A 24,301-nucleotide genomic window follows, 5' to 3' on the forward strand; every position below is an offset into this window, starting at 1 on the left:
GTCCATTTTTGAAGTGGACATTTTTTTTATGATGAAAACTGTATTTATAAATACTGAAGATTCTGTAAGGCTCACAATTCATATTTTTGAGCCTAAAGTTAGTAATCAAAAATTATTGGTCATTAATTCTGCGACGGGCGTCAAGCAACAATTTTATTTTTCTTTTGCACAATTTTTTGCACAGCAAGGATTTACGGTTATCACATATGATTATCGTGGTATTGGTATGTCAAAGCCAGAAAAGATGAAAGGCTTTAATGCATCTATGCGGCTGTGGGGTAATCAAGATTTCTTGGCGATAACAAAGTTTGTACAAGATAATTATATGGGTTATAAAAAATATGTGCTAGGTCATTCTGTTGGTGCTTTAATATTAGGCATGAATCCTTTATCCACAATTTATGATCAATTTGTTTTTATGGCAACGCAAAATGCTTATGTCGGAGGCTTAAAGACTAAAACCAAATTAGAAGCATACATTTGTTTTGGACTTTTACAGCCGTTAACCACTCAATTATTCGGTTATTTTCCTGGCAATTGGTTTGGTTTAGGAGAAAGTTTACCTTCCGGATGTGCATACGATTGGCGAACTTTAATTCTTAATAAAAAATCCGTAAACAGATTATTAGAAAAAACTAAAAATTATTCAGAAGAATTAACTCAAAAAACATTAGTGCTCTGGGCTAGTGATGATGATTGGCTAACAGAAAATAGCGTAAAAAATCTTCTTGCTAATACTTATCCAAAGTTGAAACCTACTTATAGAATTTTACAAGCATCAGAGTCTGATCGGCTTCATATTGGACATGTTAATTTTTTTAGAAGTTATAATAAGAAGCTTTGGGATGTTGTGTTACAAGAACTTCTTTAAAAAACAATTTTTATTTCCCATAAAAAGACTGCAAATTTGTAATGCATTTTAATCTTAAAAATCTATTTTTATGAGTCAGATTATCCCAATTACCATAAAGTTTGTTAAAGAAAAATTACATGGCGCAGAGGCTGGACATGATTGGTTTCATATAGAAAGAGTTTGGTCATTATCCAGAAAAATTGCCGAGAAAGAACAAGCCAACCTTTTGGTAGTAGAATTAGCAGCATTGTTACACGACATAGCAGATCCTAAGTTTCATGATGGTGATGAGACGGTTGGGCCAAAGACAGCAAGAGATTTTCTGATGTCTAATAGTGTTGCAGATGAGGTGATAGAAGAGGTGATTTATATAATAGAAAATATTTCTTTCAAAAATAGAAATGATGCACCAACAGAGAAAAGCATAGAGCTTCAGATTGTACAAGATGCAGATCGTATTGATGCTATTGGAGCGATAGGTATTGCGAGAGTTTTTAATTTTGGAGGTTATAAAAATAATCCAATCTATGATCCTACTCAACCACCAAAGTTAGGCATGTCCAAAGAAGAGTACAAAAAATCTAATGGTACAACAATTAATCATTTTTATGAAAAATTATTGTTGATAAAGGATCTAATGAATACAGATACAGGCAAAATTTTGGCAGAAGAACGTCATGATTATATGTTAAATTTCTTAGATCAATTTTATAAAGAATGGAATGTTGATTAATTTGACAATCAATTAAAATGCTATTCTTATCTTTGCCATAATGTATGCTATTATTTTACTAATATTTGTATTCCTCTGTATAGGCTTGCTGCTCACTTTATATCAAGGCGGGAAATTTTCGTTTTGGAGCAAGATATGCAGAATTGTTATACTTTCGGGCAGTATTGCTTACTTTGCTTACTGGTTTGTAGAGCGAAGTGTTAGCCAGTTTTTAGAAAACTCTTTGGCTGTGCAAGTTATCAATAATCTGCCGCAACCTATAGATTTTTATCTCGTTAGGATAGATAATAAGGATGATATTTCTCTTAAATATAACTCTAGGCATATAGGGACAATTCGACCGGATTATTACAGGATAGAATACCTCAATATGCAGAAATCTAATGAATTCTGGATTGCTGGCTATATTGGAAAAAATAAATTGGTCTATTTTTCGCAAAATTCTGTGCCTAATAAGAACGAAGATCAGGTTATTGAAGTTAGAAATTATATCAATCAAAGTCAAAAATTATCTACTATCGCATCCGAAAGAATCGAAATTCTAAAGTACGATAATGTCAAAATAAGCATCTGGGTTTGTCTAGATTTGCTTTTGATTTTTCTTAATTTTGTGATGATATTTAGAAAAAGTAAAGAATAATTTAACATTTTTGAATTATTTTTTAACTTAAAAAATATTTTACTCTCATTAATCATAAATCTTGTTAAAGTGATAATTGTTATTTCAAAAGATGATAATTTTGAAACTAAATAATTAACCATTTGATGAGAGTTTTTACCTTATTTTTAGTTTGCTTTTCTGTAGTTTTTATCAATGCTCAAAAGTTTATTAATGGGCAAGTTGTGTCAGAATCTAACAAAGGAATTCCTAATGTAGAAGTTATTAATATCAGCAATAACTTTAAGACCACAACAGATAATGACGGCCGTTTTATCATCAAAGCAACAGACGAAAACGAATTAAGAATTGTTAAAGAAGGCTATGAAAGAACTAATCATAGATTAGAATATCAAGACTTTCTTAAAGATTTTAAAGTCACACTTATCCCCAGAGCCATCGAGATTGAGACCGTTGACGTAGGACTTGTTATGACAGGTAATCTAAAAAAAGATCTCAAGAAAGTAACTAATTTAAGGACAGAAAGTCTTAATCAAGAAATTACAGCTTTTCTTAGATACGGGAAACCAACCGAAGTTATCCCAAGACCCACAGTCCCAAAAGATTTTCAGGTGCGCTCTATGCCTAATGTGGGAGTTGATCTAATAAAGGCGGCAGGCCTAATCTCTAGTATTTTTAAAGGTAAACCAGAGAAACCAGTTTTCTTTGCTACAGAATTACAATCCAAGCAGTTTTATAAAAATTTGAAAAATGATTTAGGTGAAGATTACTTTTTGAGTTTTGGATTAAAAGATACCGCAATTGATAGTTTTTTGATTTTTTGTGAGGCAAAACAGCATCTAGCGTCCAAATATTTTAAAAATTATAATGTAGGTGTTATTAAGGTGGAGTTAGAAACTTTATTCATACAATATGAAAATCAGAAAAAAGGAACTTCTATAGATGTTATTAATCACGTAGATATGGCTAAATTAATGGCTCCAAAATTTGGTTTTGGTACAATAAATGTTGCATCTTAGCCATTAATGTTTTTGAAAAATGAACGTAGACAATTATCTGATTGAAGCAGATAAAAGCTTTAAAAATTGGAAAAAAACTCCTTTTGAAGACCGTCAAAAATTGCTGTCTAATCTCGCTTCAATTCTAAAATCTCGTGCCGAAGAGTATGGGATTATTATCACTCAAGAAATGAATAAGCCTATTACACAATCTATCACAGAAATTAATAAATCTGCGGGTATGATTGAGTATTATGCTAAGTTGGAAAATACTTTAAAACCAGAATTTATCCCTACAGAATATAATGTTAGTGAGGTTCATTATGAGCCTATGGGTGTTATTTTGGGCGTTATGCCTTGGAATTTTCCTTTCTGGCAAGTTCTTAGATTTGCAATACCGACAATTTTGGCGGGTAATGTTGTAGTTCTAAAACACGCATCAATCTGTTTTGGTAGTGGTCGTAAGATAGAAGAATTGTTCTTGGAAGCAGGTTTTCCTAAAGGTATTTTTCAGAATTTAGAAATAGGGCATCAAGAGGTTGCTTCTATATTAGAAAATCCTATTGTAAAAGGTGTGAGCCTTACTGGTAGCGGTGGTGCAGGTGGAGAAGTAGCAGCTTTGGCTGGTAAAAATATTAAAAAATCTCTCTTAGAGTTAGGAGGGAGTGATGCTTATATTGTCCTGGATGATGCTGATATAGAAAAGGCGGCAAAAGAAGGGCCAAAGGGTAAGTTTCAAAATACAGGGCAGGTATGTAATGCAGCAAAACGTTTTATTGTATTAGAAAGTATTAAAGATCGTTTTTTAGCACCTTTTATAGTAGAGGTTAAAACTTATCTTCCTGGTGATCCTATGGATAGAAATACTAAAATTTCTATGATGGCGCGTAAGGACTTAGCAGATGAGTTAGAAGCACAGTATCATAAAGCTTTAGACCACGGCGCAGAGATAATCTTGCCTCTAGACAGAATATCTGATTTAGCGTTCAATCCAGGAGTTATTTTGGTACAATCAGGTAATCCAATTTTACAAGAAGAATTATTCGGACCATTAGCTATGGTTATGATTGCTAAGGATGATAATGATTGTTTGGCACTAGCTAATGATATTCCATTTGGTTTAGCCAACTCTGTGTGGACTTCTAATAGAGAAAGAGCTCAGTTCTTTATTGATAATTTAGAATCGGGTACGGTTTCGTTAAATAAATCTACAAGCTCAGATACACGATTGCCATTCGGTGGAATAAAACAATCTGGTTATGGAGTAGAACTTTCTGCACATGCCTTAAGAGAATTTACAATAACCAAAACTATTGTAGGATTTCTTTAAAATACTAAAAACATAAAAAAAACCTGAAGTTAATCTTCAGGTTTTTTATATTTAAAATACACGTGTATTAGATTGTCGTTAGACGTAGTGTATTGGTTTTTCCACCGTGGTGTACAGGCATTGCGTTAAGGTTAATTACAGAATCACCTTGCTCTACAAAACCATAATTATGTGCTAGCATATTCACTTGGATTACAGTTTCGTCCGTAGACTTCTGCATATCATAATAAAATGCTCTAACGCCCCAAAGTAAATTAAGCATCGTAATCACTCTCTTATTAGAGCTGAAAACAATAATGTGAGCATCTGGTCTATGAGCAGAAATTTGGAAAGCTGTATAACCAGAAGATGTTAATGTGATGATGGCTTCTGCACCAGCAGACTTTACAATATCTACGGCAGATCTACATACCATATCAGTAACAAAACGATCATCTACACAATTGATTTTATCTTCAATTGGCGCATTGAATTTTGAATAAACTGGTGACTGCTCTATATTTTTAACAATCTTAGCCATATTGCTTACCACTTCTACTGGATATTTTCCTACAGAAGTTTCTCCAGAAAGCATCACGGCATCAGCACCATCCATTACAGAATTGGCCACATCATTCACCTCAGCTCTGGTTGGCGTAAGGCTTGTAATCATGGTTTCCATCATTTGAGTAGCAATAATTACCGGCTTAGAATATAATCTTGCCTTTCTTGCCAAATCTTTTTGGATTACGGGTACTTGCTCCATTGGTACTTCTACACCTAGATCTCCACGAGCTACCATGATACCATCACATTCCATTAAGATTTCATCAATGTTTTTAACACCTTCTGGTTTTTCAATCTTAGCGATGATTGGTAACTTTTGCTTGTGAGTAGGGTGGTTAGCGATTAACTCTTTTAGATCCTTGATGTCCTGAGCATGTCTTACGAAAGACAATGCAATCCAGTCAAAATCATTATCTAAGATAAAGTTAGCATCCTCGATATCTTTCTCTGTTAACGCAGGTAGAGATACGTTGGTATTAGGAAGGTTAACTCCTTTTTTAGAACTTAGAGGTCCACCTTGTATAGTTTTAGCTCTAACGGTATCTATATTATTAGTTTCGATAACTTCTAGAACTAATTTTCCGTCATCAATCAGGATTCTTTCACCTACTTTTACGTCTTGAGGAAATTTTTCATAAGTCATATAGACTTTAGTAGCATCGCCTTCAAGTTTTTCGTTGGTAAAGGTTAGGACATCGCCAGGATTAAGATAAGAACCTTCTTTTACAACACCCACGCGAAGTTTAGGTCCTTGTAAGTCTCCTAATATCGCTACAGAATAGCCGTATTCTTGGTTAATTTCTCTAATGATGTCTATATTTCTCTTTACCAGATCGTAATCAGCATGAGAAAAGTTGATACGGAAAACATCAACGCCTGCTTTAATCATCTGTACCATTACTTCTTTAGAAGATGATGCAGGTCCTAATGTAGCGATGATTTTTGTTTTCTTTAAATTTTTATTCATAGTATTGAATTATTTGATATAATTCCTCATTAGGTTCTAAGGAGAAATCCTGGATGGGGAAGGATAGGTTTTCCGGGAGCAAAATTAAGGAAAAATCTACAAAGTCATCCCCGGACGTAATAATATAATCAACTTCTTGATGTTCTTCTAACAAAAACTTAATATCTTGTTCATCTAAGAAGAGTTTGTCTTGTTCTTTTTTCTTGAAAGTTTCTATAGATCTATTAGAAAATATTTTCCATTGATTTTTAGAAATTTCATCATAAGCGTGAAAACAAGAAAAGTGATAAGTGTTGTATTCTGCAGGAATAATAAAATCATCCTTGCGATAAAACTGAAAAAAATTGAGATGGTTTATTTGAAAAAAAAACTCATAATCAGGAATTCTTTTCGCAAGCCTTATTAGGCCTACATTTAAAGATTCTTCTTCTTCCTGATCAAGAAATAGTTTTTTGAGTTTCAAGAATGTTCTCTTTTTTATTTAACATATAAAATGCGCGCTGTGCTGCTTTTTCTTCTGCTTTCTTTTTGGAAGTTTCGCTAGCATTAGCAATTTTAGTATCATCTAACCATACATAACAACGGAAAACAATTTGCTTTGTATGCAGATGTTCTTCTATAGTTTCGTATTTTATAGATACTTTCTTTTTCTGACTCCATTCTAACAAAAGTCCCTTGTAGCTAACAATTTTATTTTCTAGCTTATTAATTTCTGCAGGAGGTAGTAGCTTTTGTAATACTATATTTTTGCAGACTTCATAATTGGTGTCTAGAAATATAGCTCCTACAAATGCTTCAAGAAGGTTGCCAGCAATATTTTCGCCAAGTGTTACACTGTTATCTGCAAAAATTAATTTAGGAAGATTTAACTCTTCACCTAATTTATTAAGATTTTTGCGATTGACAATCTTGGATTTCATTTGCGTCAGATAGCCTTCATTAGCTTCTGGATAAGTCATAAATAAATGACAAGAAATAATAGATCCTAATACAGAATCTCCAAGAAACTCTAAACGTTCGTAGTTTTTCTTATCTAAGGCCCTAGAAGAACATTTTAAAGAAAAAGCTTCACGATAAATTTCTAGGTTATTGATATTGTAATCTAATAATCTGATTAATTCTTGCTGAAAGTGATAATCTTTTTCAGAAATTTTTGAGTTCTTATTTCTTAGTAGGAATTTAGGCAGATATTTCTGAAACTCCATTGTTTAACTAGATTTTTTTGAAAAGAACACAAGCGTTATGACCTCCAAAACCAAATGTATTGCTCATGGCAATTTTCACATCTTTCTTTACCGCATGGTTAAAAGTAAAGTTAAGTCTGCTGTCGATTTTTTCGTCGTCCGTAAAGTGATTAATAGTAGGAGGGACAATGCCGTGTGTAATAGTACCTAAAGCAGCAATAGCTTCAATAACTCCAGCTGCACCTAGAAGGTGACCTGTCATAGATTTGGTAGAATTGATCTGGATGTCAAAAGCATGTTCTCCCAGTAATCTTGCAATTGCACTAGATTCTGCAATGTCTCCTAACGGCGTTGATGTACCATGCATATTGATATGATCAACTTCGTCAGCAGTTACACCTGCGTCTTCTAAACAATTTTTCATTACCAAGAAAGCGCCTAATCCTTCAGGATGTGGAGCTGTCATGTGATGTGCATCTGCACTCATACCACCACCAGAAAGTTCTGCATAGATAGTAGCACCTCTTTTAACAGCGTGCTCATACTCTTCTAAGATAATAGAACCTGCGCCTTCTCCTAATACAAAACCATCACGATCTTTATCAAAAGGTCTAGATGCTGTAGTTGGATCGTCATTTCTTGTAGAAAGTGCATGCATAGCATTAAAACCTCCCATTCCGCTTGCTGTAACAGCAGCCTCAGAGCCACCACAAACAATAACATCAGCTTTGCTTAATTGGATAAGCATTTTAGCATCTATTAATGCATTGGCAGAAGAAGCACAAGCAGAAACTGTAGTATAATTAGGGCCATGAAAACCAAATTCGATAGAAATATTACCAGGAGTAATATCAGCAATCATTTTTGGGATAAAAAATGGATTGAATCTTGGGATATTGTTAGAATGAGCCCAACCTAAAACTTCCGTTTCAAAAGTTTCTAACCCACCAATACCTGATCCCCAGATAACACCAATACGGTTTTTATCTACATTGTCCTCAATGATACGGCTATGCGCAATAGCTTCTCTTGCTGCAACTTGACCGAATTGAGAATTACGATCCATCTTCTTAGCCTCTTTTTTCTCAAAGTAGTTAAGTGGGTCGAAATTTTTTACCTCACAGGCAAATTGCGTTTTGAAATTAGTGGAATCAAAAAGAGTAATTGGAGCAGCTCCGCTCACACCTTGTAAAAGGTTGTTCCAGTATTCATTAGCATTATTTCCGATAGGTGTAATGGCTCCAAAGCCTGTAACTACTACTCTTTTTAATTCCATAAATTTTTTAAATCTCTATTTTAAGAAAAATATTATTTGTTTACTACTTCTTCGATGTAAGCAATAGCGTGACCTACAGTAGTGATTTTTTCTGCTTGATCATCAGGGATCTGAATGTTGAATTCTTTTTCGAACTCCATGATTAATTCTACAGTATCCAAAGAATCTGCTCCTAAATCGTTAGTGAAGCTAGCTTCTTGAGTTACTTCTGTTTCTTCAACGTCAAGCTTATCAGCGATGATAGCTTTTACTCTTGATGCAATGTCTGACATAATATTGGTTTTTAATTAATGTTAATTTGGTGCAAATATATAAAATTTCAAATCAATTTTATTAAATTTAACAAATAACAACACGGAAAATCGCAATTGTAAGAATCTCAAAGAGATGCAAGCTCCAATGTCTTTATTTCTGAAACTAAATATACTTATATAATTGGACTTTAGCATTTTTATTAACTCATAAATTTTTATTTTTCCTAATTTTGCGAGTTAGTAACAATTAGTATTATGACGGATTATACAGATAATGATGACGATGTTTTTGTAGGGAAAGAGCATACACCGCTTCGTAGCGATGCTTTTGAGTTGTCTCCTTCTGCTAAAATTGCAAAAATAGAAGGTCTTTTTGGTGAGATTATGGAGACTTTAGGATTGGATATGACCGATGATTCTTTAAAAGACTCTCCGAAACGTGTTGCCAAAATGTACGTTAATGAGATTTTTGGAGGATTATTACCCGAAAATAAACCAGGGATTTCAACATTTTCTAATAAGTATAAATACCGACAGATGTTGGTAGAAAAAGATATCACGGTATATTCTTTCTGCGAGCATCATTTCTTGCCGATTATTGGTAGAGCACATGTGGCGTATATCTCTAATGGTGAGGTGATTGGCTTGTCTAAGATTAATAGAATTGTTGATTATTATGCTAAACGTCCACAAGTACAGGAGAGATTAACGATGCAAATTGTAGAAGCTCTTAAGGAAGCTTTAGGGACTAAAGATGTGGCTTGTATTATCGATGCCAAGCACCTTTGTGTTAATTGTCGTGGTATTAAAGATACTGCAAGTTCTACGATTACAGCAGAGCTAAGTGGGATTTTTAGGACTAATCCTATCACAAGACAAGAGTTTTTACATTACGTAGGAAGTCATGCAAAACTAGATTATTAATATTTTTTAATTAAATTAAAATTACAATGGTTAAATTTAAAAAACATCAGAATGGATTATTTTCAACAAAAATTGATTGTTGTGGATGCTGCTGTTTTATCACAATTTAATCTTATAATCTTTTTAATATAAATTTCATGCAACTAAAAATATACAATTCGCTGTCGGGCGAAAAAGAAATTTTCAAACCAATTTTAGACGGTAACGTTGGGATGTATGTTTGTGGACCAACGGTTTACAGCAATGTACATTTAGGAAACGTAAGGACTTTTCTTTCATTTGATTTTATTTATCGCTCATTAACTTTTCTAGGTTATAAAGTAAGATATGTCCGTAATATTACAGATGCGGGACATCTTACGGATGATGGCGATATTAATAATGATAGATTCATTAAGCAATCTCGTCTAGAGAAGTTAGAACCTATGGAAATCGTACAGAAATATACGGTGGATTTTCATGATGTTCTTAAGAAATTCAATCTTTTGCCACCAACGATAGAGCCTACGGCAACAGGGCATATTGTGGAGCAAATAGAATTGACAAAAGATCTTATCGAAAAAGGATTTGCTTACGAAAGTAACGGTTCTGTATATTTTGATGTTTTAGAATATAACAGAAGAGGTCTTAATTATGGCGAACTTTCTAAGCGAAACATAGAAGAATTATTTGCCAATACAAGAGATCTTGATGGTCAAGGTGAGAAGAAAAATCCGCAAGATTTCGCATTATGGAAACACGCCTCACCGCAACATATCATGAAGTGGATTTCGCCTTGGGGAGAAGGTTTCCCGGGATGGCATCTAGAGTGTACAGCAATGAGTACTAAGTATCTTGGCGATCAGTTTGATATCCACGGAGGTGGTATGGATCTTAAGTTTCCGCATCATGAGTGTGAAATTGCACAAGGTAAAGCTTGCAATGGTGTAGAGCCTGTTAGATATTGGATGCACGCTAATATGTTGACAATGAACAGCCAGCGTATGAGCAAGTCTACCGGAAATTATATTCTACCGATGGAATTAATTACTGGTAATAATAGCTTTTTCGAGAAAGCATTTCATCCCAGTGTGTTGAGATTTTGCTTTTTACAAGCGCATTACAGAAGTGTTTTAGATATTTCTAATGATGCGATGTTAGCGAGCGAAAAAGGATTCAATCGATTAATGGAAGCTATTAAAATTCTTAATACAGAAGCTGCTGTAGAAGGCGTAGAACAGTCTTCTTTTGATTTTAAACTTTGGAAAGAAAAATGTTATGAAGCTTTAACGGACGATTTTAATTCGCCGATACTTATTTCTCATTTATTTGAAGCTGTAAAAGTTATTTCTGCTTCCAAATTAGGTAAAGAAAGTATTTCTACGACGGATTTTGAGGATTTGAAACAATTTATGAACGCCATTGTTTTTGATGTTTTAGGATTACAAACCATCGAAGAATCTAATAATGATAAATTAGATCAAACATTAGAGGTATTGATTGGATTAAGAAATCAAGCCAGAAAATCTAAAAATTGGGAATTGTCAGACCAGATTAGAGATCAACTTTTAGAAAAAGGAATCGAGCTGAAAGATGGTCGTGATGGTACAACGTATCAACTGATTTAGTTTTAACACTTCAATATACCAAGCAGTTTCTATTAGATTAGAAGCTGCTTTTTTTGTAATAAAATCCTAAAGCACGTTAATCATCGTTAAAAAATATTAGACTTTGTTTTTAAATAATATTTTTGACGAAATTTTTTGATATTGAAAAAACTCTATTTTTTAATTTTTATCGGATTAATAAGTTTCTGTAAGGCTCAGTCTGTGATCTCAGGCATCGTTATGACAGAAGAAGGCGCAAGGATTTCTCAAGTTGTTGTGCTTAATATTGCAACGGACGAAAAGGTTACAACCAATCTTCTTGGAGAGTATAAAATTACAGCTAATTATGGACAACGGTTGAGATTTGTAAAAGAGAAATTTGAGAGAAGTCAAGTTGTGATTAATAATTCCAGTAATATTAATGTTGTATTAATTAGACTTCCCCAAGAGATTGAATCTGTAGAAATTTCTAAACTAAAAATCTCGGGTGACATCTCGAAAGATGCCTCGCAAGTTAGAATTAATCAATCCAAAGAAGAGTTAAGACAAGCCATTGGATTACCAAGATCTCCAGAAAAACCTAGAGAAAAACCACCAGAGATTAAACATGTTTTGTTGCCGCTAATAGTAGGTCAACTTAATGTCGATGCTTTGTATAAGCTGGTTTCTGGGAAGTCTAAGCAGATGAAAAGATTATATCGTTACCAAGACGAGCAAGAATATATCCAATGGATGAGAACCAAAATAGATGTGGATTATTTCGAAAGTGCTGGGATTCCTGAGGAGCATATTGATGCTTTTCTATTGTTTTGCTTGGCGGATGCTCACGTTCTCAGATATGTTAAAGCAAAAAATACATCAGGATTAATTATTTCTATTGAAAAAAATATTCCAACTTTCTTATCCCGAATAAAATGAAAGGATTAATGATATTGTAATAAAGAATGAAAGCAGTTTCTTGAAAAAAAATATTAACTTAGGAGGTAAAGCTTTTGTAAATCCTAAATCTTGATAAATATAAAATTAATGAAACTCTATTTTACGATAAAATATAAGACAAAACATGGAGAAAGACTTGTTTTGAAGGTTTTGGATAATAATAAAACCTCTGTAAGTTATGATCTATATTGTCAGGATCAAGACCAATGGAGTGGAGTAGTAGATTATTTTTTTAAGTCTATTAATTATAAATATCAAGTCTTAAATGCTCAAAATTTGGTGGTAGAAGAAGAAATAGTTCCTCATCAATTATTTGTGGCTTATAGTTTTAAAGAGTATAAAATTAATGATGTCTGGAATAATAAGAATTTCCCGGAAAATTATCTTAACAACAAGATTTTTCATAACCAACTGAAAGGTTTTAAAAAAGAGAAAAATACAGTTCTAAAAAAACATACTCATCTTTTCCGCATAGAAGCACCATTATACCATAAAGACTGGGGAATTTTGATGATTGGTGATGCCGAAGAATTAGGGAATTGGGCTTATGATAAAGCCATAAAATTAACTCAAGTAAGTCCTGGTATCTGGGAAATTCCTGTAGAAATACGATCACAATCTTTAATTTTTTATAAATACGGAATTTATAATGCGATAACTGAGGAAATCGTTTTTATCGAAAATGGGGAGAATCGTGTAGTAGCTTCTGATCCTAATCCCAAAATACTTAATATTATTGCAGATCATTATTTTAGATTTGATGATGCTACTTTATGGCATGCTGCGGGAGTTGCTATTCCTGTATTTTCTCTGAGAACAAAAAACGGATTTGGTGTTGGTGAGTTTTTAGACCTTAAAAATTTAGCCGATTGGGCGAAAGAAACCGCATTATCGGTATTGCAGATATTACCAATTAATGATACAACAGCTAATTATACCTGGACAGATAGTTATCCTTATGCAGCAATTTCTGTATACGCTTTACATCCTCAATATCTTTCTGTAGATCGACTGAGTTATGCTTTACCTAAAAATATGAAGAATGATTATCTAACCGAAAAAGATAGGTTAAATGATAAGAACTTAGTTGATTATGAATCTGTAATATCTGGAAAGTGGAAGTTTGTAAAAGCTATTTTTAAAGAAAACGAAAACACAATTCTAAAAGACAAAAATTTTAATCAATTTATAGAAGATAATGAAGAATGGCTAATGCCTTATGCTGCTTTTTGTGTGTTGAGAGATAAATATAAAACACCCAATTATAACCTTTGGAAAACGCACAAAAAATATATTGTTGGCAGAGTAGCTCCTTTATACAGAGATAAGCACAAAGATTATTCTAAAGTGATGTTGCATGCTTGGGTACAGTATCAATTGCACTTGCAACTTACAGAAGCAGTCGATTATATGCATCAACTAGGTATTTCGGTTAAGGGTGATTTGCCCATTGGCATCTATCGTTACAGTGTAGAAGCTTGGGTGGAGCCTGAGTTATTTGGGATGGATTTTCAGGCAGGAGCACCACCAGATCAATTCTCTGACTTGGGGCAGAATTGGGAGTTTCCGACTTATAACTGGGACGTAATGCAAGCAGATGGCTACCAATGGTGGAAAAAAAGATTCAAAGTTTTAGAAAGATATTTTGATGCGATGAGGATTGATCATATTCTTGGTTTTTTTAGAATCTGGAGAATGCCAATTTCTGCGACGCAAGGATTATTAGGTTATTTTTATCCAGCTATTCCAGTGACGGATCAAGAGCTCTGTGATAGACGCATTAACTTTGATAAAGCTAGATTTTGTGAGCCTTTCATTAATGATGAGATTCTTAATGCTAGTTTTGGGGAAGATAAAAATGGGATTATCAGTCAATTTTTAGAGTATAAAGATCATGGTATTTTTGTTTTCAAAGAAGAGTATAAAACACAACGTCTATTGGCTACTTATTTTGAAACTAATCCTTTAGGTGATAATGAAGAAAGCTTATTGTCTTTGGTGGCTAATGTTCTGTTTATCATAGAAGAAACAGCAGAAGGCGATGTGTATCATCCTAGATTTAATTTAGAGAAAACATCCTCTTTCTTTTTCATGCCTGAGGATATGAAGCAGAAGTTATTGGACTTATACCATAATTATTTCTATGAGAGACAAGATGATCTTTGGTATCGCAAAGCCATGGAAAAACTACCTGCTTTGCTACAATCTACAGATATGTTAATTTGTGGAGAAGATCTTGGATTGGTACCAAGTACAGTTCCTCTAGTGATGGATAAGCTGGCGATTGTCGCATTGAAGGTCCAGAGAATGCCGTCTGATAATATTCCGTTTTACAACCCAAAAGATGCGAGTTACCTTAATGTGGTTACAGCGTCATCACATGATAGTTCTACATTAAGACAATGGTGGCATGAGGATAGAGAACTGACGCAATTGTATTTTAATCAACAATTACATTATTACGGGACGGCACCGAGAAATCTTACATCAGATTTTTCTGAAATTATCATGAAGCAGCATTTGTACACAGATGCGATGTTGGCAATTTTCCCAATGCAAGAATTTTTGGCAACCGATGAAAGGTTGAAGAATGCTAATATGGACGAAGAAAGAATTAATAATCCAGCCGTTTTCCCACATTATTGGCGCTACAGAATGCATATTGATTTGGAAGATTTGATGAGCGAAAAAGAATTTAACCAAAAAATAAAATCCTGGATAGAAGACAGTAAAAGGATTTAGTGTTGATTTCCAGTGATTTAATAGGTTGAAAAGGTTAAAAGTGATAGATGCTTTTAACCTTTTTAGTTTTATAACATCAAAGGAATAACAATAAGTTTTCTTTTTGTTAAACTTAACATCACAACAGTTATGAAAAAAATATTTTTAGGTTTGATGATAATCGTAGGCGGTTTTATATCTGCTCAGGATTATTATGATACTTATCCTACTAGCAACGGATACGAGTATTACAACGATAACTATGATTATCCAGATGATTATTATTATAATTATCCTAACGATTATTATCCTAATGATTACTATAATAGTTATTACGGCGATTATACAAAAAGCATTACATCAGTCAATTGGAATCGATTTTTTATAGATTATAATTTGTCACCATTGCAAGTTAATGAGATTATAAGACTTAATAACAGGTTTACGTCTTATAATGCTTGGGATTCTTACTATAGATACAATCCAGATCGTTGGTATTATGATAGATTTTATGCCTTGCAAAATATATTAGGACCTAAAGTCTATGCTATCTATGAGAGAAATTATTATAAAGGAAGCCCAATTGTCTATTTTCAGAATTATAGACAAAGCTATTATGTAGTTCATTATAACGTTGTCCCAAGATATAGAAATGTGAATATCAACAATTATAAAATTAACAGAACTAACTTCCGAGATTATTACAAAAATAATAGATTAGACGGGATGTTGAGTACTAATCAAAATTCATGGGTTAGAAATAATTCTAACTTCGGAAATAATAACGGTTTTAGAAATGTTGATAATGGTAATTCTGGATTCAGAAATACCAATTCGGTGAGAACATCTGATAATAATGGAGGTGGTTTTAGAAATACTAATCAGTCGAACAATGACGGCTTTAGGAATACTAATACTTCTGTATCAAGAGATAGTGGTAATTCTGGCTTCAGAAATTCTGAAAGAGGAACGAGAAATGGATCTGCATCAGAATCTTCTACAACGTCAACATTAGGTAATGGCGGTTTTAGAAGTGGTGGATCATCAAGATAATATAGCTAGTAGTTAAGTGTTTACGTTATATTTAGTTTGTAGGGAAAGAGTTTATTTTTATAAGCTCTTTTCTTTTTTTTTAAATTAAATGAATGCAATTTAAATTAACAAAATTTGTGATTTGTAGATTTAACTTTAATACAAATAGACATATCCAAAAGAAGTTAAATAAAACATTTTAAATAAATATTAAACATCATTCAAAATGAAAAGAATAATTTTAAGCACAGCATTTATCGTATTAGGGACTTTAGCATTTTCTCAAAAAACAGACGGAGACAAAAAAGCTAAATTTGAAGAAAAAAGAACCGAAAGATTAGCCAATCTAAAAAGCGAACTTAATCTAACCGATGCTCAGGTTGGCCAAATTAGAGCTCTTCATGATAAAAAAATGGAAGCACATAAGGCAGAGCAACAAGTAGAAAAAGCCAATAAACGTAAAGAAATGAAAGCTAAGATGGAGCAAAATGACCAAGACATGAAATCTATTTTGACACCAGAGCAATACAAAAAATGGCAAGAAAAAAAAGCCGAAAAAATGAAAGAACGAAAGGATAAAATGGCCGCAAAACAATAAAAATAAATCTTAATTATTATAAAGCAAATCTAGAAGGTTTGCTTTTTTTATGCTGAAATTTCTTAATAATGGATTTTAATTTTATTATCTTTGGAGTAGAAATAAAAATTTTAAATAAAAAAATTATGGTAAGCGAGAATATTGTCACCCTTGTTAATAAACAGATTACTAAAGAGCAATATGCAGCACAATTATATTTGTCTATGTCTGCGTGGTTCTCATCACAAGATTTAGAAGGTATTGCTAATTATTTCCGTGTACAATCTAAAGAAGAATTAATGCATGCTGATAAGATGTTTGACTATGTTAATAATGTAGGAGGTAAAATTGTTTTGGACGAAATACCTAAGCCACCACACGATTTTGATGGTGCACAAGATATTTTTGAAAAAGCTTTTGAGCATGAGCAATTAGTAACAAAAAGTATTTTTAGTATCGTTAAAGCTGCTAATGACGAGAATGATTTTGCTACTATTGCATTTTTACAATGGTTTATTACAGAACAAGTTGAAGAAGAAGCTTCTGCATCACAATTAGTTACAAAAATTAAGATGGTGAAAGATAATCCATCTGCATTGTACTTATTTGATCAAGAATTAGCACAACGCGTTTTTACTCCAGATACAACTAAGGCGTAATAATTTTGCCTATGAAACGCTTAATTTCAGTAACAGCTTTATTAGGCTGTTACTTTGTTTTTGGTCAGGATTATAACGTTGCGAGCATCCCAGTAGAGCTCAAGAAAAAGGCTAATACAGTTATAAGACAAAGTTCTCTTCAGTATACGCTTAATAAAGTTGATGATCTTGATATTAAAGTAAAAGACGTCAAATCTATTCTTACCAAAGCTGGAGAAAAAAATAGTTCTGTTAATATTTTCTATGATAAGTATTATAAGGTTAGTAACCTCAAGGTCAGAGTTATAGATGAGTTCGGGAAGGTAAGTCGTACTTATTCTAAAAAAGATTTCGAGGATTTTAGTGGTACAGGATCATCAGGTTTGTATACGGATGACAGAGTTCTATCTCTTGGAGTTACAAGTATTAACTATCCTTATACGATAGAAACTACTTATGAGATTAATACCTCTGACACAGCTTTTATCCCAAGTTTTAGACCTTACAATAGAGGCAATGTCAGTGTTGAAAATGCAGACGTTACATTTATTAATAAATCTGGGATTAGACTAAGGCATAAAATCTTGGATACCAACTTAGGAAATGTAACTGTTAAAGACAATGGCAATCAGCTTTCTTTTTCTTACGCCAATGTTATGGCAGTTAATGATGAAAAATATGCGCCAGATTTAGAAACTCTTATTCCGAGGGTAGATTTTTCTTTAGAGAAATTTAGTTTAGCAGGCAAAAAAGGCGATCTAGAAACCTGGAAAGCTTTTGGATTATGGTATAATACTTTGCTTGAGCCAGTTTCTGTTATAACGCCGAATATCCAAAAAGAAGTTGATGCTTTGCAATTATCAGGTACTGTGTCAGAAAAAGTGAAAAAGCTTTACCAATATATGCAAGACAAGACCAGATATGTTAATGTAGCAATTGGTATTGGTGGCTGGCAACCTTCTCCAGCAGACGATGTTAGAAGAAAAGGTTATGGCGATTGCAAGGGCTTGACCAATTATATGCGTGTTTTATTAAAAGCGGCTAATATTCCGGCTTATTATGCTATTATTTATAATGATTTTACACCTAAAAAATTTGATCCAGATTTTCCAAAAATGGGTGGTAATCACGTGATATTAATGGTGCCAACTGAGAAGGGTAATGTTTGGTTAGAAAATACATCACAGAAAATTGCCTTTAATCATATTGGCTTCAAAAACTCTAACAGAAATGTTATGCTCGTTAAAGAAGATGGCATAGAATTGATGAATACGCCTGTATATAAGACTGAAGATAGTCGAGAGAATCTACGTTTTAATGCAAAGATTAATGAAGATCTGTCGTTGACGGGAGAAGCACAATTCAAATTTGAAGGTGGATTGTATGATTATACTTACTTTTATGATGGATTGCCTAATGATGATCTTAAAGAGAGACTGAAATCACAATTTGCCAATCTTAAGTTTCAGAATCTTGTTGTTAATTCTCTTAAAAATGATAGAAATGAAGGGACTTTGGGTATGGATCTGAGTTTTGTCGCTAATAATTTTTCTAAAAAATTAAATAACGATATTTTCTTTCCGGTTATTCCGTTGGGTCAGAATAGTTTTTACTTAGATAATAGTACAGATCGCTCTTTACCTTTAGAAATTCCTTTTGCGTACAACGATAATTATGAGATTATATATACCTTGCCTAATGGTTATAAATTATCCGAAATACCAAAAGCTATAACCTTAGAAAGCATTTACGGACGCTATGAATTAACAATTGAAAATCAAAATAATAATCTCATTGTTAAGCGAAAAGTTTACATCAACAAAGATTTAATCCCCAAAGAAGATATTAAAAAGTATTCTGATTTCAGAAAAAAGATTAGTCAATATGACAGTACCAAACTTTTAATTACAAAAAACTAAATGAGAAAAATTTTACTAATGTTCTCTGTGCTAAGTGTTATATCAATACAAGCACAACATAAATTTATGAATCTGCCTAAGCTTAACGATGCAGATGTAAAACTAACACAGTATGCCAGCGATCCCGAGATGCCAGCAGAAGTCTTGTATCGTGCTTATCATTATCAGATTGATTATAATGGCAGTATGAATGTTGAGGTGATGAGCCGTGTGAAAATATTTAAAAAAGATGCTGCCGAGGATTTTTTGACAGTAGAAATTCCTTTGAGAAATAGAGGTGGAGATCGCGAAGTATTATTTGGATTAAAGGCGACAACTTATAATTTCGATAATGGTAAAGTGACATCAACGTCGATTGACAAAGAGTCTAAATATAAGTCCAAAGAGTATAAAAATGTAGACATTACAAAATTTGCCTTTGCTAATGTTAAAGATGGATCGGTCGTAGAGTATAAGTATAAAATTAATACACCTTTCTACTACATGATTCCCAAGGTAATGGTAGAAGATGCTGCACCAATCCGATATATGGAATATGTTTTTGATGCTCCTAAGTACTTAGGCTATAATATTAATTATAAAGGGACATTAGCGCCAACTCATAGAAAAATTGGTGAGGAAAATATCTATGGAGGTGAGTATCAAGTTTATCGTTTTGCTTATGAAAATGTAAAAGCTTATAAAGATGAGAAGTACGTATATAACATCAATAACTTTAGGACGTCTATAATGGCAGAGCTCAATTCCACTAATTTTCCGGTTAGTTCAGCGGGAGGTGGATATAAGTCTTATGCGTCAACTTGGGAAGATGTAAGGAAAAATGTAATGCAGGATGATAATTTTGGTGTAGAATTAAAGAAGATGAATATCGTAAAAAATATTTTGCCTCCTGATATCAAAAACATAGAAAATCCACAAGAGAAAGCGGCTGCTATTTTAAAATTTGTTCAAAAAAATTATACTTGGAATAAAGAGAGTTATGCTTTTACTGAGGACGGGATTAGAAACCTAATTGATAAGAAAATAGGTAATTCTGCTGAGATTAATCTTCTCTTGGTTATGCTTCTGAGAAGTGAGAATATCAATGCTAATCCTATTATGATAGCAACTAAAAGTAGGGGCTTGCTTACAGCTTTTTCTCCTTCTGTTACGCTTTTTAATTATGTAATTGCAGGCGCAGATTTTGCTGGGAAATTGATGGTATACGATGCAACGTCTAAACTTTCTTTACCTAATATTCTTCCACCTAGAGCTTATAATTATATAGGATATATGATGTCAGACAAAGATGCAAAGCGGATTGATATTGCTCCAGAAGTAATTAGTCAGACATTTCTAGAAGTGACGGCTCAGTTAGAAGTTGATGGTTCTTTTAAAGGTGAATTTAAAGATAGAGATACCAAACTTTATGCGTTGGTAGCATCAGAATCTTACGATAAAGATCAAGATACTTATATCAAAGAATATAAAGATAATTATAAATTTCCGTTAGAAAATATTAAGTCAGAATTAAAAGGGAACGGAGATTTCGAGACCAGTTTTAGTTTTAATTCGGATACATTTACAGATGGTATTGGAGGGAAAATGGTTTTTAACCCATTGTTATTTTTGTTCAGAAAAAATCATGATTTTGACCAAAAAGATGAAAGAAGATCGCCAATAGAATTGCTTACAGGTTATGATAGAATTAAGAAAGTAACCATTACCTTGCCGCAAGGTTATGCTTTTGAAAGTGTGCCGAAGTCTAAGAAATTCCGTACCGAAGATAGTTCTATTATCTATAATTATGTGGTCACACAAAATGGAAATAGCATCACGGTAGAATCTACAACAACGGTTGCTGATCCAATTTATCCAGCAGGATTTTATCCAGCTTTCAAGCAAATTTTTGATAATATTACTAATATGGAAGCTCAGACTGTAACGGTGAAAAAGCTTTAAAATATTTTGAAAACAAAAAAAGACTTCTGAAATATGAAGTCTTTTTTTTGTGATATTATCTAATGTAGATAACTTCTGTTTTTAGAACTTTTTTGCCAATCTTTTCTAACGCTTTTTTATAATTTTCTAATTGATCTTGATGGTCTTCTTTCTCTTTTCCTGTTTTGAAATCAATAATAATAAAGCCATCTTTAGTATCAATCATACGGTCGGGGCGTAAGATTTTAGACTCATTATTTTCAGAAATCATAATTTCTCGCTCGCTAATTGTGATTGAGTTTTCTGCAAAATAATCTTTGTATTTTTCGTTATTGATAATTATATTCAGTTTGGTTTCTATCTCATTTTGTTCTTCAGAAGTTATAATTCCTTCTAAGAGATATGCTTCTAGAACTTTATGTATATCATGTTTAGTGTTGATTTTAGATAAAATTTCGTGTGTGAAAATTCCTATTCTAACATGCTCAACACGATTTTGATAATTCTTGCTTGGCGTTGCAATTCTGATTGAATCTGATACTTGCTTTCCGTTTTTTATAGACTCAATATCTTGACTATTATGCGGTGTTTTTTCTTTTTTCTTTTGCTTTAATAATTGCTGAGAATCTACGGGATAAAGATCAAAACTTTTAGAAAAATCATCTTCAATAACATTAACTTGTTGCGGTATGGTATTGATGTAATCTAATATTTCTAGATGATTGGCGGTTTTGTTTTCGTTTTCAAGATATAAAAATAATTGTTCTACAGGACGCGTCGTGGCAACATATTGCACACAATAACGATCCACTTTATTTCGGTATCTATTTTTTTCATTAAAGTCAAATGTGTCCTTGTCGTAAGTTTCCAGATCTTTATCGAAACCACTTATGTGCACAGCCTTTAGCTCATCATCGCTTTGTAGATCGTACCAATCAGAGAATTTAGAATCTTTCTGTTCATTCTGCATCGGGATCATAACTATTGGGAACTCCAGACCTTTGGCTTTGTGGATGGTCATAATCTGTATCGCATCAATGTTGTCGCTGGCTTTTATACTTTGTTTAGAGGCTTCTTCTTCCCAATATTTTAAGAAATCTTTCTGCGTTGCGCCTGCATTTTGAGTGAAATTAAATAACATTTCTAAAAAGCTCAACAAAAAGTCTGTTTCTTTGCCTTCCACAGAAAACTCCTGAATATAATATTCTATATAATTGTAAAGATTAAGATTAGGACGATCTTCAGGATTTAATATTAAACCAAATTTCTCCTTGATATATTTTTCAATTTTTGCAGGTTCTTTCAATTCAATAATAGGAAGGATTTCTGCCGTAAAATCGTTAATTGTGATCTTGCCTAATGTTTTAAGATAGTATAAAAATTTTATAAGATGTTGTAAGTTTTTTGGAGTAAGATCCCAACTCAGATATGCAATTAGAGCTTTTATGGTGTATGACAAACCGAGAGTTAATCCGTTATCTGAGATTGTTTTTATATAAACATCTTCACCTTTATTATTAACTTTAATATGACTTAGAAGCTGAGAATAGCTCAAAATATCAAAGTTGCCACGACACAATATTGTTATATCCGAAAATTGAAATCCATTATCCAGACAAGATTGTATATCCTGTTGCATTTTGGTCGCTGTATTTTCATAGAATAAATCACGTGTAGAATTTTCTAAAACATTAACTCTCACGCGACCTAGCGATGTCGATTGTGATTTTTGCGCTGCATTTTCGCCAAAGATTAATTGATGTTCTGGCTCCAATCCTTGCGACATATATTGATACAAGGCATTGTTGAAATCAACGATATTCTTTGCACTTCGCCAATTATATTCTAGGTTAAGAACGTCGGCATATTGAGGCGTTAATTCTTTATGATTGATAATATCCAACATCAGCTGACTATCTCCACCACGAAAACGATAAATACTTTGCTTAGGATCTCCAACAATGGTGAAGCTTGTGTATTCAGAAGAAATATTGTGATCTCTTAATGGTAAAAAATTCTCCCATTGTAAGGTAGAAGTATCTTGAAATTCATCAAAGAAAAAATGCTGGTATTGTGTACCAACTTTTTCGTAAATAAAAGAAGAAGGTTCGGACTTTAAATTTTCATTGATTAAAACATTGAATTTTGAAAGTAAAACCAAATCGTTTTCGTCTTCAATTTCTTTAAGTTTCTTCTGGATGTCACTGTTAACCTTTAATGGTAGAAGGGATTTTAGAACTTTGTCTTTCTTTTTGGTTTCGATATAGAGTGCGATAAGTTGCATTCTTTTTTCTAACAATTGATCTAAAACCGAAAAAATTAAAGAATCTTTTGATTTTCCTGCTGCCGAATTTCCTTTAGCAAAATTAGTTAACGCACTTTCTTCATTGGCAGGGAAAGGAAATTTATCTCTTTCGTTTTTATAATAAGAAGCCACTTCGTTAAAGAACTTGAAGATGCTTCGCTGTTTTCCGCCCGCAAAATCTTCAACAGTTAATCCAAGATCTTTAAGCTGATTAAGAGTATCGTTGGCTATTTTTAAAGATTGTGATTTGTTAGATTTTATAAGATCTCTAAGTTCGTTTTTCTTTAAATTATAAGCGTTAGACTCAAAATTTTCATTGGCTTTTAAGGCACCGTAATGTACATCGCTGACATAAGTTTTGGCAGATTGATATAGTGTATTGCTGAGATTTACACGCTCATTATTGTCCAGTCCATAATTGATGTAATCCAAAAAAGCTTCAGAAACTTCTTCATTTTGACCAATATCATCCAGCATTTGATCCACAGCTTCTATCAAGAAAGGTTCCGCTTGTATTTCTAGATTAAAGTTTTGTGCTAATCCTAATTCGTAAGAAAAGCTTCTCACCAATCTAGAATTAAATTTATCAATCGTGCTAATATTTAACGTTGAATAATGGTGCAAAATATAATCTAAAACATCCTTTGCACGAAGATGAAGATCATCAATCGTTACATTTAGCTTTTCATTTTTAAAGGCTTCTTGGATACTTTTAAGATCATTATTGTTGCGGTAATCATCTGATGCAAAATCAGTAAGCCAATCTAGAATTCTTTCTTTCATCTCGTTGGCAGCCTTGTTGGTAAAGGTCAATGCTAGGATATTTCTAATCGCATCTGGTTGATTAGGATATCGTAGACAGATCATTAACAGGCGTTGTACAAGGCTATAGGTTTTACCAGAACCCGCCGAAGCATTGATGGCTAAATATGAGTTTTGCATAAGAAAAAATGAAAAAGCAATTTAGGTTAAAGTTTAGA

20 protein-coding genes are annotated in these 24,301 nt (G+C 32.9%); 14 read left to right on the forward strand and 6 right to left on the reverse strand.

The features are described from left to right. Positions 1 to 31 precede the first annotated feature (31 nt). The 5 genes from ACQQ6V_RS13670 (at position 32) to ACQQ6V_RS13690 (ending at position 4,533) form a co-directional block, all read left to right on the forward strand. On the forward strand, positions 32 to 871 hold the full coding sequence (locus tag ACQQ6V_RS13670) for an alpha/beta hydrolase family protein (RefSeq protein WP_448846215.1): 840 nt from the start codon (positions 32 to 34) through the stop codon (positions 869 to 871). A 70-nt stretch (positions 872 to 941) separates the two neighbouring features. Continuing rightward, the gene (locus ACQQ6V_RS13675) at positions 942 to 1,586 is read left to right on the forward strand and encodes an HD domain-containing protein (RefSeq protein ID WP_448846058.1); all 645 of its coding nucleotides are present in this window, start codon (positions 942 to 944) and stop codon (positions 1,584 to 1,586) included. An 85-nt stretch (positions 1,587 to 1,671) separates the two neighbouring features. After that, positions 1,672 to 2,226, forward strand: a complete 555-nt coding sequence (locus ACQQ6V_RS13680; protein ID WP_448846059.1) for a hypothetical protein — start codon at positions 1,672 to 1,674, stop codon at positions 2,224 to 2,226. 125 nt (positions 2,227 to 2,351) lie between these two features. Further along, the gene (locus ACQQ6V_RS13685; protein WP_448846060.1) at positions 2,352 to 3,224 is read left to right on the forward strand and encodes a carboxypeptidase-like regulatory domain-containing protein; all 873 of its coding nucleotides are present in this window, start codon (positions 2,352 to 2,354) and stop codon (positions 3,222 to 3,224) included. Positions 3,225 to 3,243: 19 nt separating this feature from the next. Then, positions 3,244 to 4,533, forward strand: coding sequence for an aldehyde dehydrogenase family protein (locus ACQQ6V_RS13690; protein ID WP_448846061.1), 1,290 nt, complete (start codon positions 3,244 to 3,246; stop codon positions 4,531 to 4,533). A 67-nt stretch (positions 4,534 to 4,600) separates the two neighbouring features. On the opposite strand, the gene pyk is transcribed toward ACQQ6V_RS13690, so the two are convergent. From pyk to ACQQ6V_RS13715, 5 genes are read right to left on the reverse strand one after another with little or no spacing between them, the layout of a single operon-like run. Beyond that, a complete protein-coding gene (gene pyk, locus ACQQ6V_RS13695; RefSeq protein WP_448846062.1) occupies positions 4,601 to 6,046 on the reverse strand; it encodes a pyruvate kinase in 1,446 nt (481 codons plus the stop codon). After that, positions 6,039 to 6,509, reverse strand: a complete 471-nt coding sequence (locus ACQQ6V_RS13700; RefSeq protein ID WP_448846063.1) for an IPExxxVDY family protein — start codon at positions 6,507 to 6,509, stop codon at positions 6,039 to 6,041. Before ACQQ6V_RS13700 ends, pyk begins: the two co-directional genes overlap by 8 nt. Next, a complete protein-coding gene (rnc, locus tag ACQQ6V_RS13705; protein ID WP_448846064.1) occupies positions 6,484 to 7,251 on the reverse strand; it encodes a ribonuclease III in 768 nt (255 codons plus the stop codon). The genes ACQQ6V_RS13700 and rnc overlap by 26 nt, the downstream gene beginning before the upstream one ends. Positions 7,252 to 7,258: 7 nt before the next feature. Continuing rightward, complete coding sequence (fabF, locus tag ACQQ6V_RS13710) at positions 7,259 to 8,506, reverse strand: beta-ketoacyl-ACP synthase II (RefSeq protein ID WP_448846065.1); 1,248 nt, start codon at positions 8,504 to 8,506, stop codon at positions 7,259 to 7,261. Between the two features lie 32 nt (positions 8,507 to 8,538). Next, positions 8,539 to 8,778, reverse strand: a complete 240-nt coding sequence (locus ACQQ6V_RS13715; protein WP_034760617.1) for an acyl carrier protein — start codon at positions 8,776 to 8,778, stop codon at positions 8,539 to 8,541. Positions 8,779 to 9,015: 237 nt separating this feature from the next. Between ACQQ6V_RS13715 and folE the strand changes: the two genes are divergently transcribed. The 9 genes from folE (at position 9,016) to ACQQ6V_RS13760 (ending at position 21,037) form a co-directional block, all read left to right on the forward strand. Continuing rightward, complete coding sequence (gene folE, locus ACQQ6V_RS13720; protein ID WP_448846066.1) at positions 9,016 to 9,684, forward strand: GTP cyclohydrolase I FolE; 669 nt, start codon at positions 9,016 to 9,018, stop codon at positions 9,682 to 9,684. A 137-nt stretch (positions 9,685 to 9,821) separates the two neighbouring features. Continuing rightward, the gene (cysS, locus tag ACQQ6V_RS13725) at positions 9,822 to 11,291 is read left to right on the forward strand and encodes a cysteine--tRNA ligase (protein WP_448846067.1); all 1,470 of its coding nucleotides are present in this window, start codon (positions 9,822 to 9,824) and stop codon (positions 11,289 to 11,291) included. A 141-nt stretch (positions 11,292 to 11,432) separates the two neighbouring features. Further along, the gene (locus ACQQ6V_RS13730) at positions 11,433 to 12,188 is read left to right on the forward strand and encodes a carboxypeptidase regulatory-like domain-containing protein (RefSeq protein ID WP_448846068.1); all 756 of its coding nucleotides are present in this window, start codon (positions 11,433 to 11,435) and stop codon (positions 12,186 to 12,188) included. A gap of 108 nt (positions 12,189 to 12,296) precedes the next feature. Beyond that, complete coding sequence (locus tag ACQQ6V_RS13735) at positions 12,297 to 14,951, forward strand: 4-alpha-glucanotransferase (protein WP_448846069.1); 2,655 nt, start codon at positions 12,297 to 12,299, stop codon at positions 14,949 to 14,951. A 129-nt stretch (positions 14,952 to 15,080) separates the two neighbouring features. Next, the gene (locus tag ACQQ6V_RS13740) at positions 15,081 to 15,983 is read left to right on the forward strand and encodes a hypothetical protein (RefSeq protein ID WP_448846070.1); all 903 of its coding nucleotides are present in this window, start codon (positions 15,081 to 15,083) and stop codon (positions 15,981 to 15,983) included. A gap of 205 nt (positions 15,984 to 16,188) precedes the next feature. Then, complete coding sequence (locus ACQQ6V_RS13745) at positions 16,189 to 16,560, forward strand: DUF4890 domain-containing protein (protein ID WP_448846071.1); 372 nt, start codon at positions 16,189 to 16,191, stop codon at positions 16,558 to 16,560. Positions 16,561 to 16,685: 125 nt separating this feature from the next. Further along, on the forward strand, positions 16,686 to 17,198 hold the full coding sequence (locus tag ACQQ6V_RS13750) for a ferritin (RefSeq protein WP_448846216.1): 513 nt from the start codon (positions 16,686 to 16,688) through the stop codon (positions 17,196 to 17,198). Positions 17,199 to 17,209: 11 nt separating this feature from the next. After that, entirely contained in the window at positions 17,210 to 19,096 is a 1,887-nt protein-coding gene (locus ACQQ6V_RS13755) for a DUF3858 domain-containing protein (RefSeq protein ID WP_448846072.1), read from the forward strand. Next, positions 19,097 to 21,037, forward strand: a complete 1,941-nt coding sequence (locus ACQQ6V_RS13760) for a DUF3858 domain-containing protein (protein WP_448846073.1) — start codon at positions 19,097 to 19,099, stop codon at positions 21,035 to 21,037. Between the two features lie 55 nt (positions 21,038 to 21,092). On the opposite strand, the gene ACQQ6V_RS13765 is transcribed toward ACQQ6V_RS13760, so the two are convergent. Continuing rightward, the gene (locus tag ACQQ6V_RS13765; protein ID WP_448846074.1) at positions 21,093 to 24,263 is read right to left on the reverse strand and encodes a UvrD-helicase domain-containing protein; all 3,171 of its coding nucleotides are present in this window, start codon (positions 24,261 to 24,263) and stop codon (positions 21,093 to 21,095) included. Between the last annotated feature and the right edge of the window lie 38 nt (positions 24,264 to 24,301).

The sequence above is a fragment of the Chryseobacterium electrogenes genome, assembly GCF_053553015.1.

Coding starts and splice junctions, on each gene's coding strand:
- ACQQ6V_RS13670 (WP_448846215.1), top strand. CDS start 32: ATGAAAACTGTATTTATAAATACTGAAGATTCTGTAAGGCTCACAATT.
- ACQQ6V_RS13675 (WP_448846058.1), top strand. CDS start 942: ATGAGTCAGATTATCCCAATTACCATAAAGTTTGTTAAAGAAAAATTA.
- ACQQ6V_RS13685 (WP_448846060.1), top strand. CDS start 2,352: ATGAGAGTTTTTACCTTATTTTTAGTTTGCTTTTCTGTAGTTTTTATC.
- ACQQ6V_RS13690 (WP_448846061.1), top strand. CDS start 3,244: ATGAACGTAGACAATTATCTGATTGAAGCAGATAAAAGCTTTAAAAAT.
- pyk (WP_448846062.1), bottom strand. CDS start 6,046: ATGAATAAAAATTTAAAGAAAACAAAAATCATCGCTACATTAGGACCT.
- rnc (WP_448846064.1), bottom strand. CDS start 7,251: ATGGAGTTTCAGAAATATCTGCCTAAATTCCTACTAAGAAATAAGAAC.
- fabF (WP_448846065.1), bottom strand. CDS start 8,506: ATGGAATTAAAAAGAGTAGTAGTTACAGGCTTTGGAGCCATTACACCT.
- ACQQ6V_RS13715 (WP_034760617.1), bottom strand. CDS start 8,778: ATGTCAGACATTGCATCAAGAGTAAAAGCTATCATCGCTGATAAGCTT.
- folE (WP_448846066.1), top strand. CDS start 9,016: ATGACGGATTATACAGATAATGATGACGATGTTTTTGTAGGGAAAGAG.
- cysS (WP_448846067.1), top strand. CDS start 9,822: ATGCAACTAAAAATATACAATTCGCTGTCGGGCGAAAAAGAAATTTTC.
- ACQQ6V_RS13735 (WP_448846069.1), top strand. CDS start 12,297: ATGAAACTCTATTTTACGATAAAATATAAGACAAAACATGGAGAAAGA.
- ACQQ6V_RS13740 (WP_448846070.1), top strand. CDS start 15,081: ATGAAAAAAATATTTTTAGGTTTGATGATAATCGTAGGCGGTTTTATA.
- ACQQ6V_RS13745 (WP_448846071.1), top strand. CDS start 16,189: ATGAAAAGAATAATTTTAAGCACAGCATTTATCGTATTAGGGACTTTA.
- ACQQ6V_RS13750 (WP_448846216.1), top strand. CDS start 16,686: ATGGTAAGCGAGAATATTGTCACCCTTGTTAATAAACAGATTACTAAA.
- ACQQ6V_RS13755 (WP_448846072.1), top strand. CDS start 17,210: ATGAAACGCTTAATTTCAGTAACAGCTTTATTAGGCTGTTACTTTGTT.
- ACQQ6V_RS13760 (WP_448846073.1), top strand. CDS start 19,097: ATGAGAAAAATTTTACTAATGTTCTCTGTGCTAAGTGTTATATCAATA.
- ACQQ6V_RS13765 (WP_448846074.1), bottom strand. CDS start 24,263: ATGCAAAACTCATATTTAGCCATCAATGCTTCGGCGGGTTCTGGTAAA.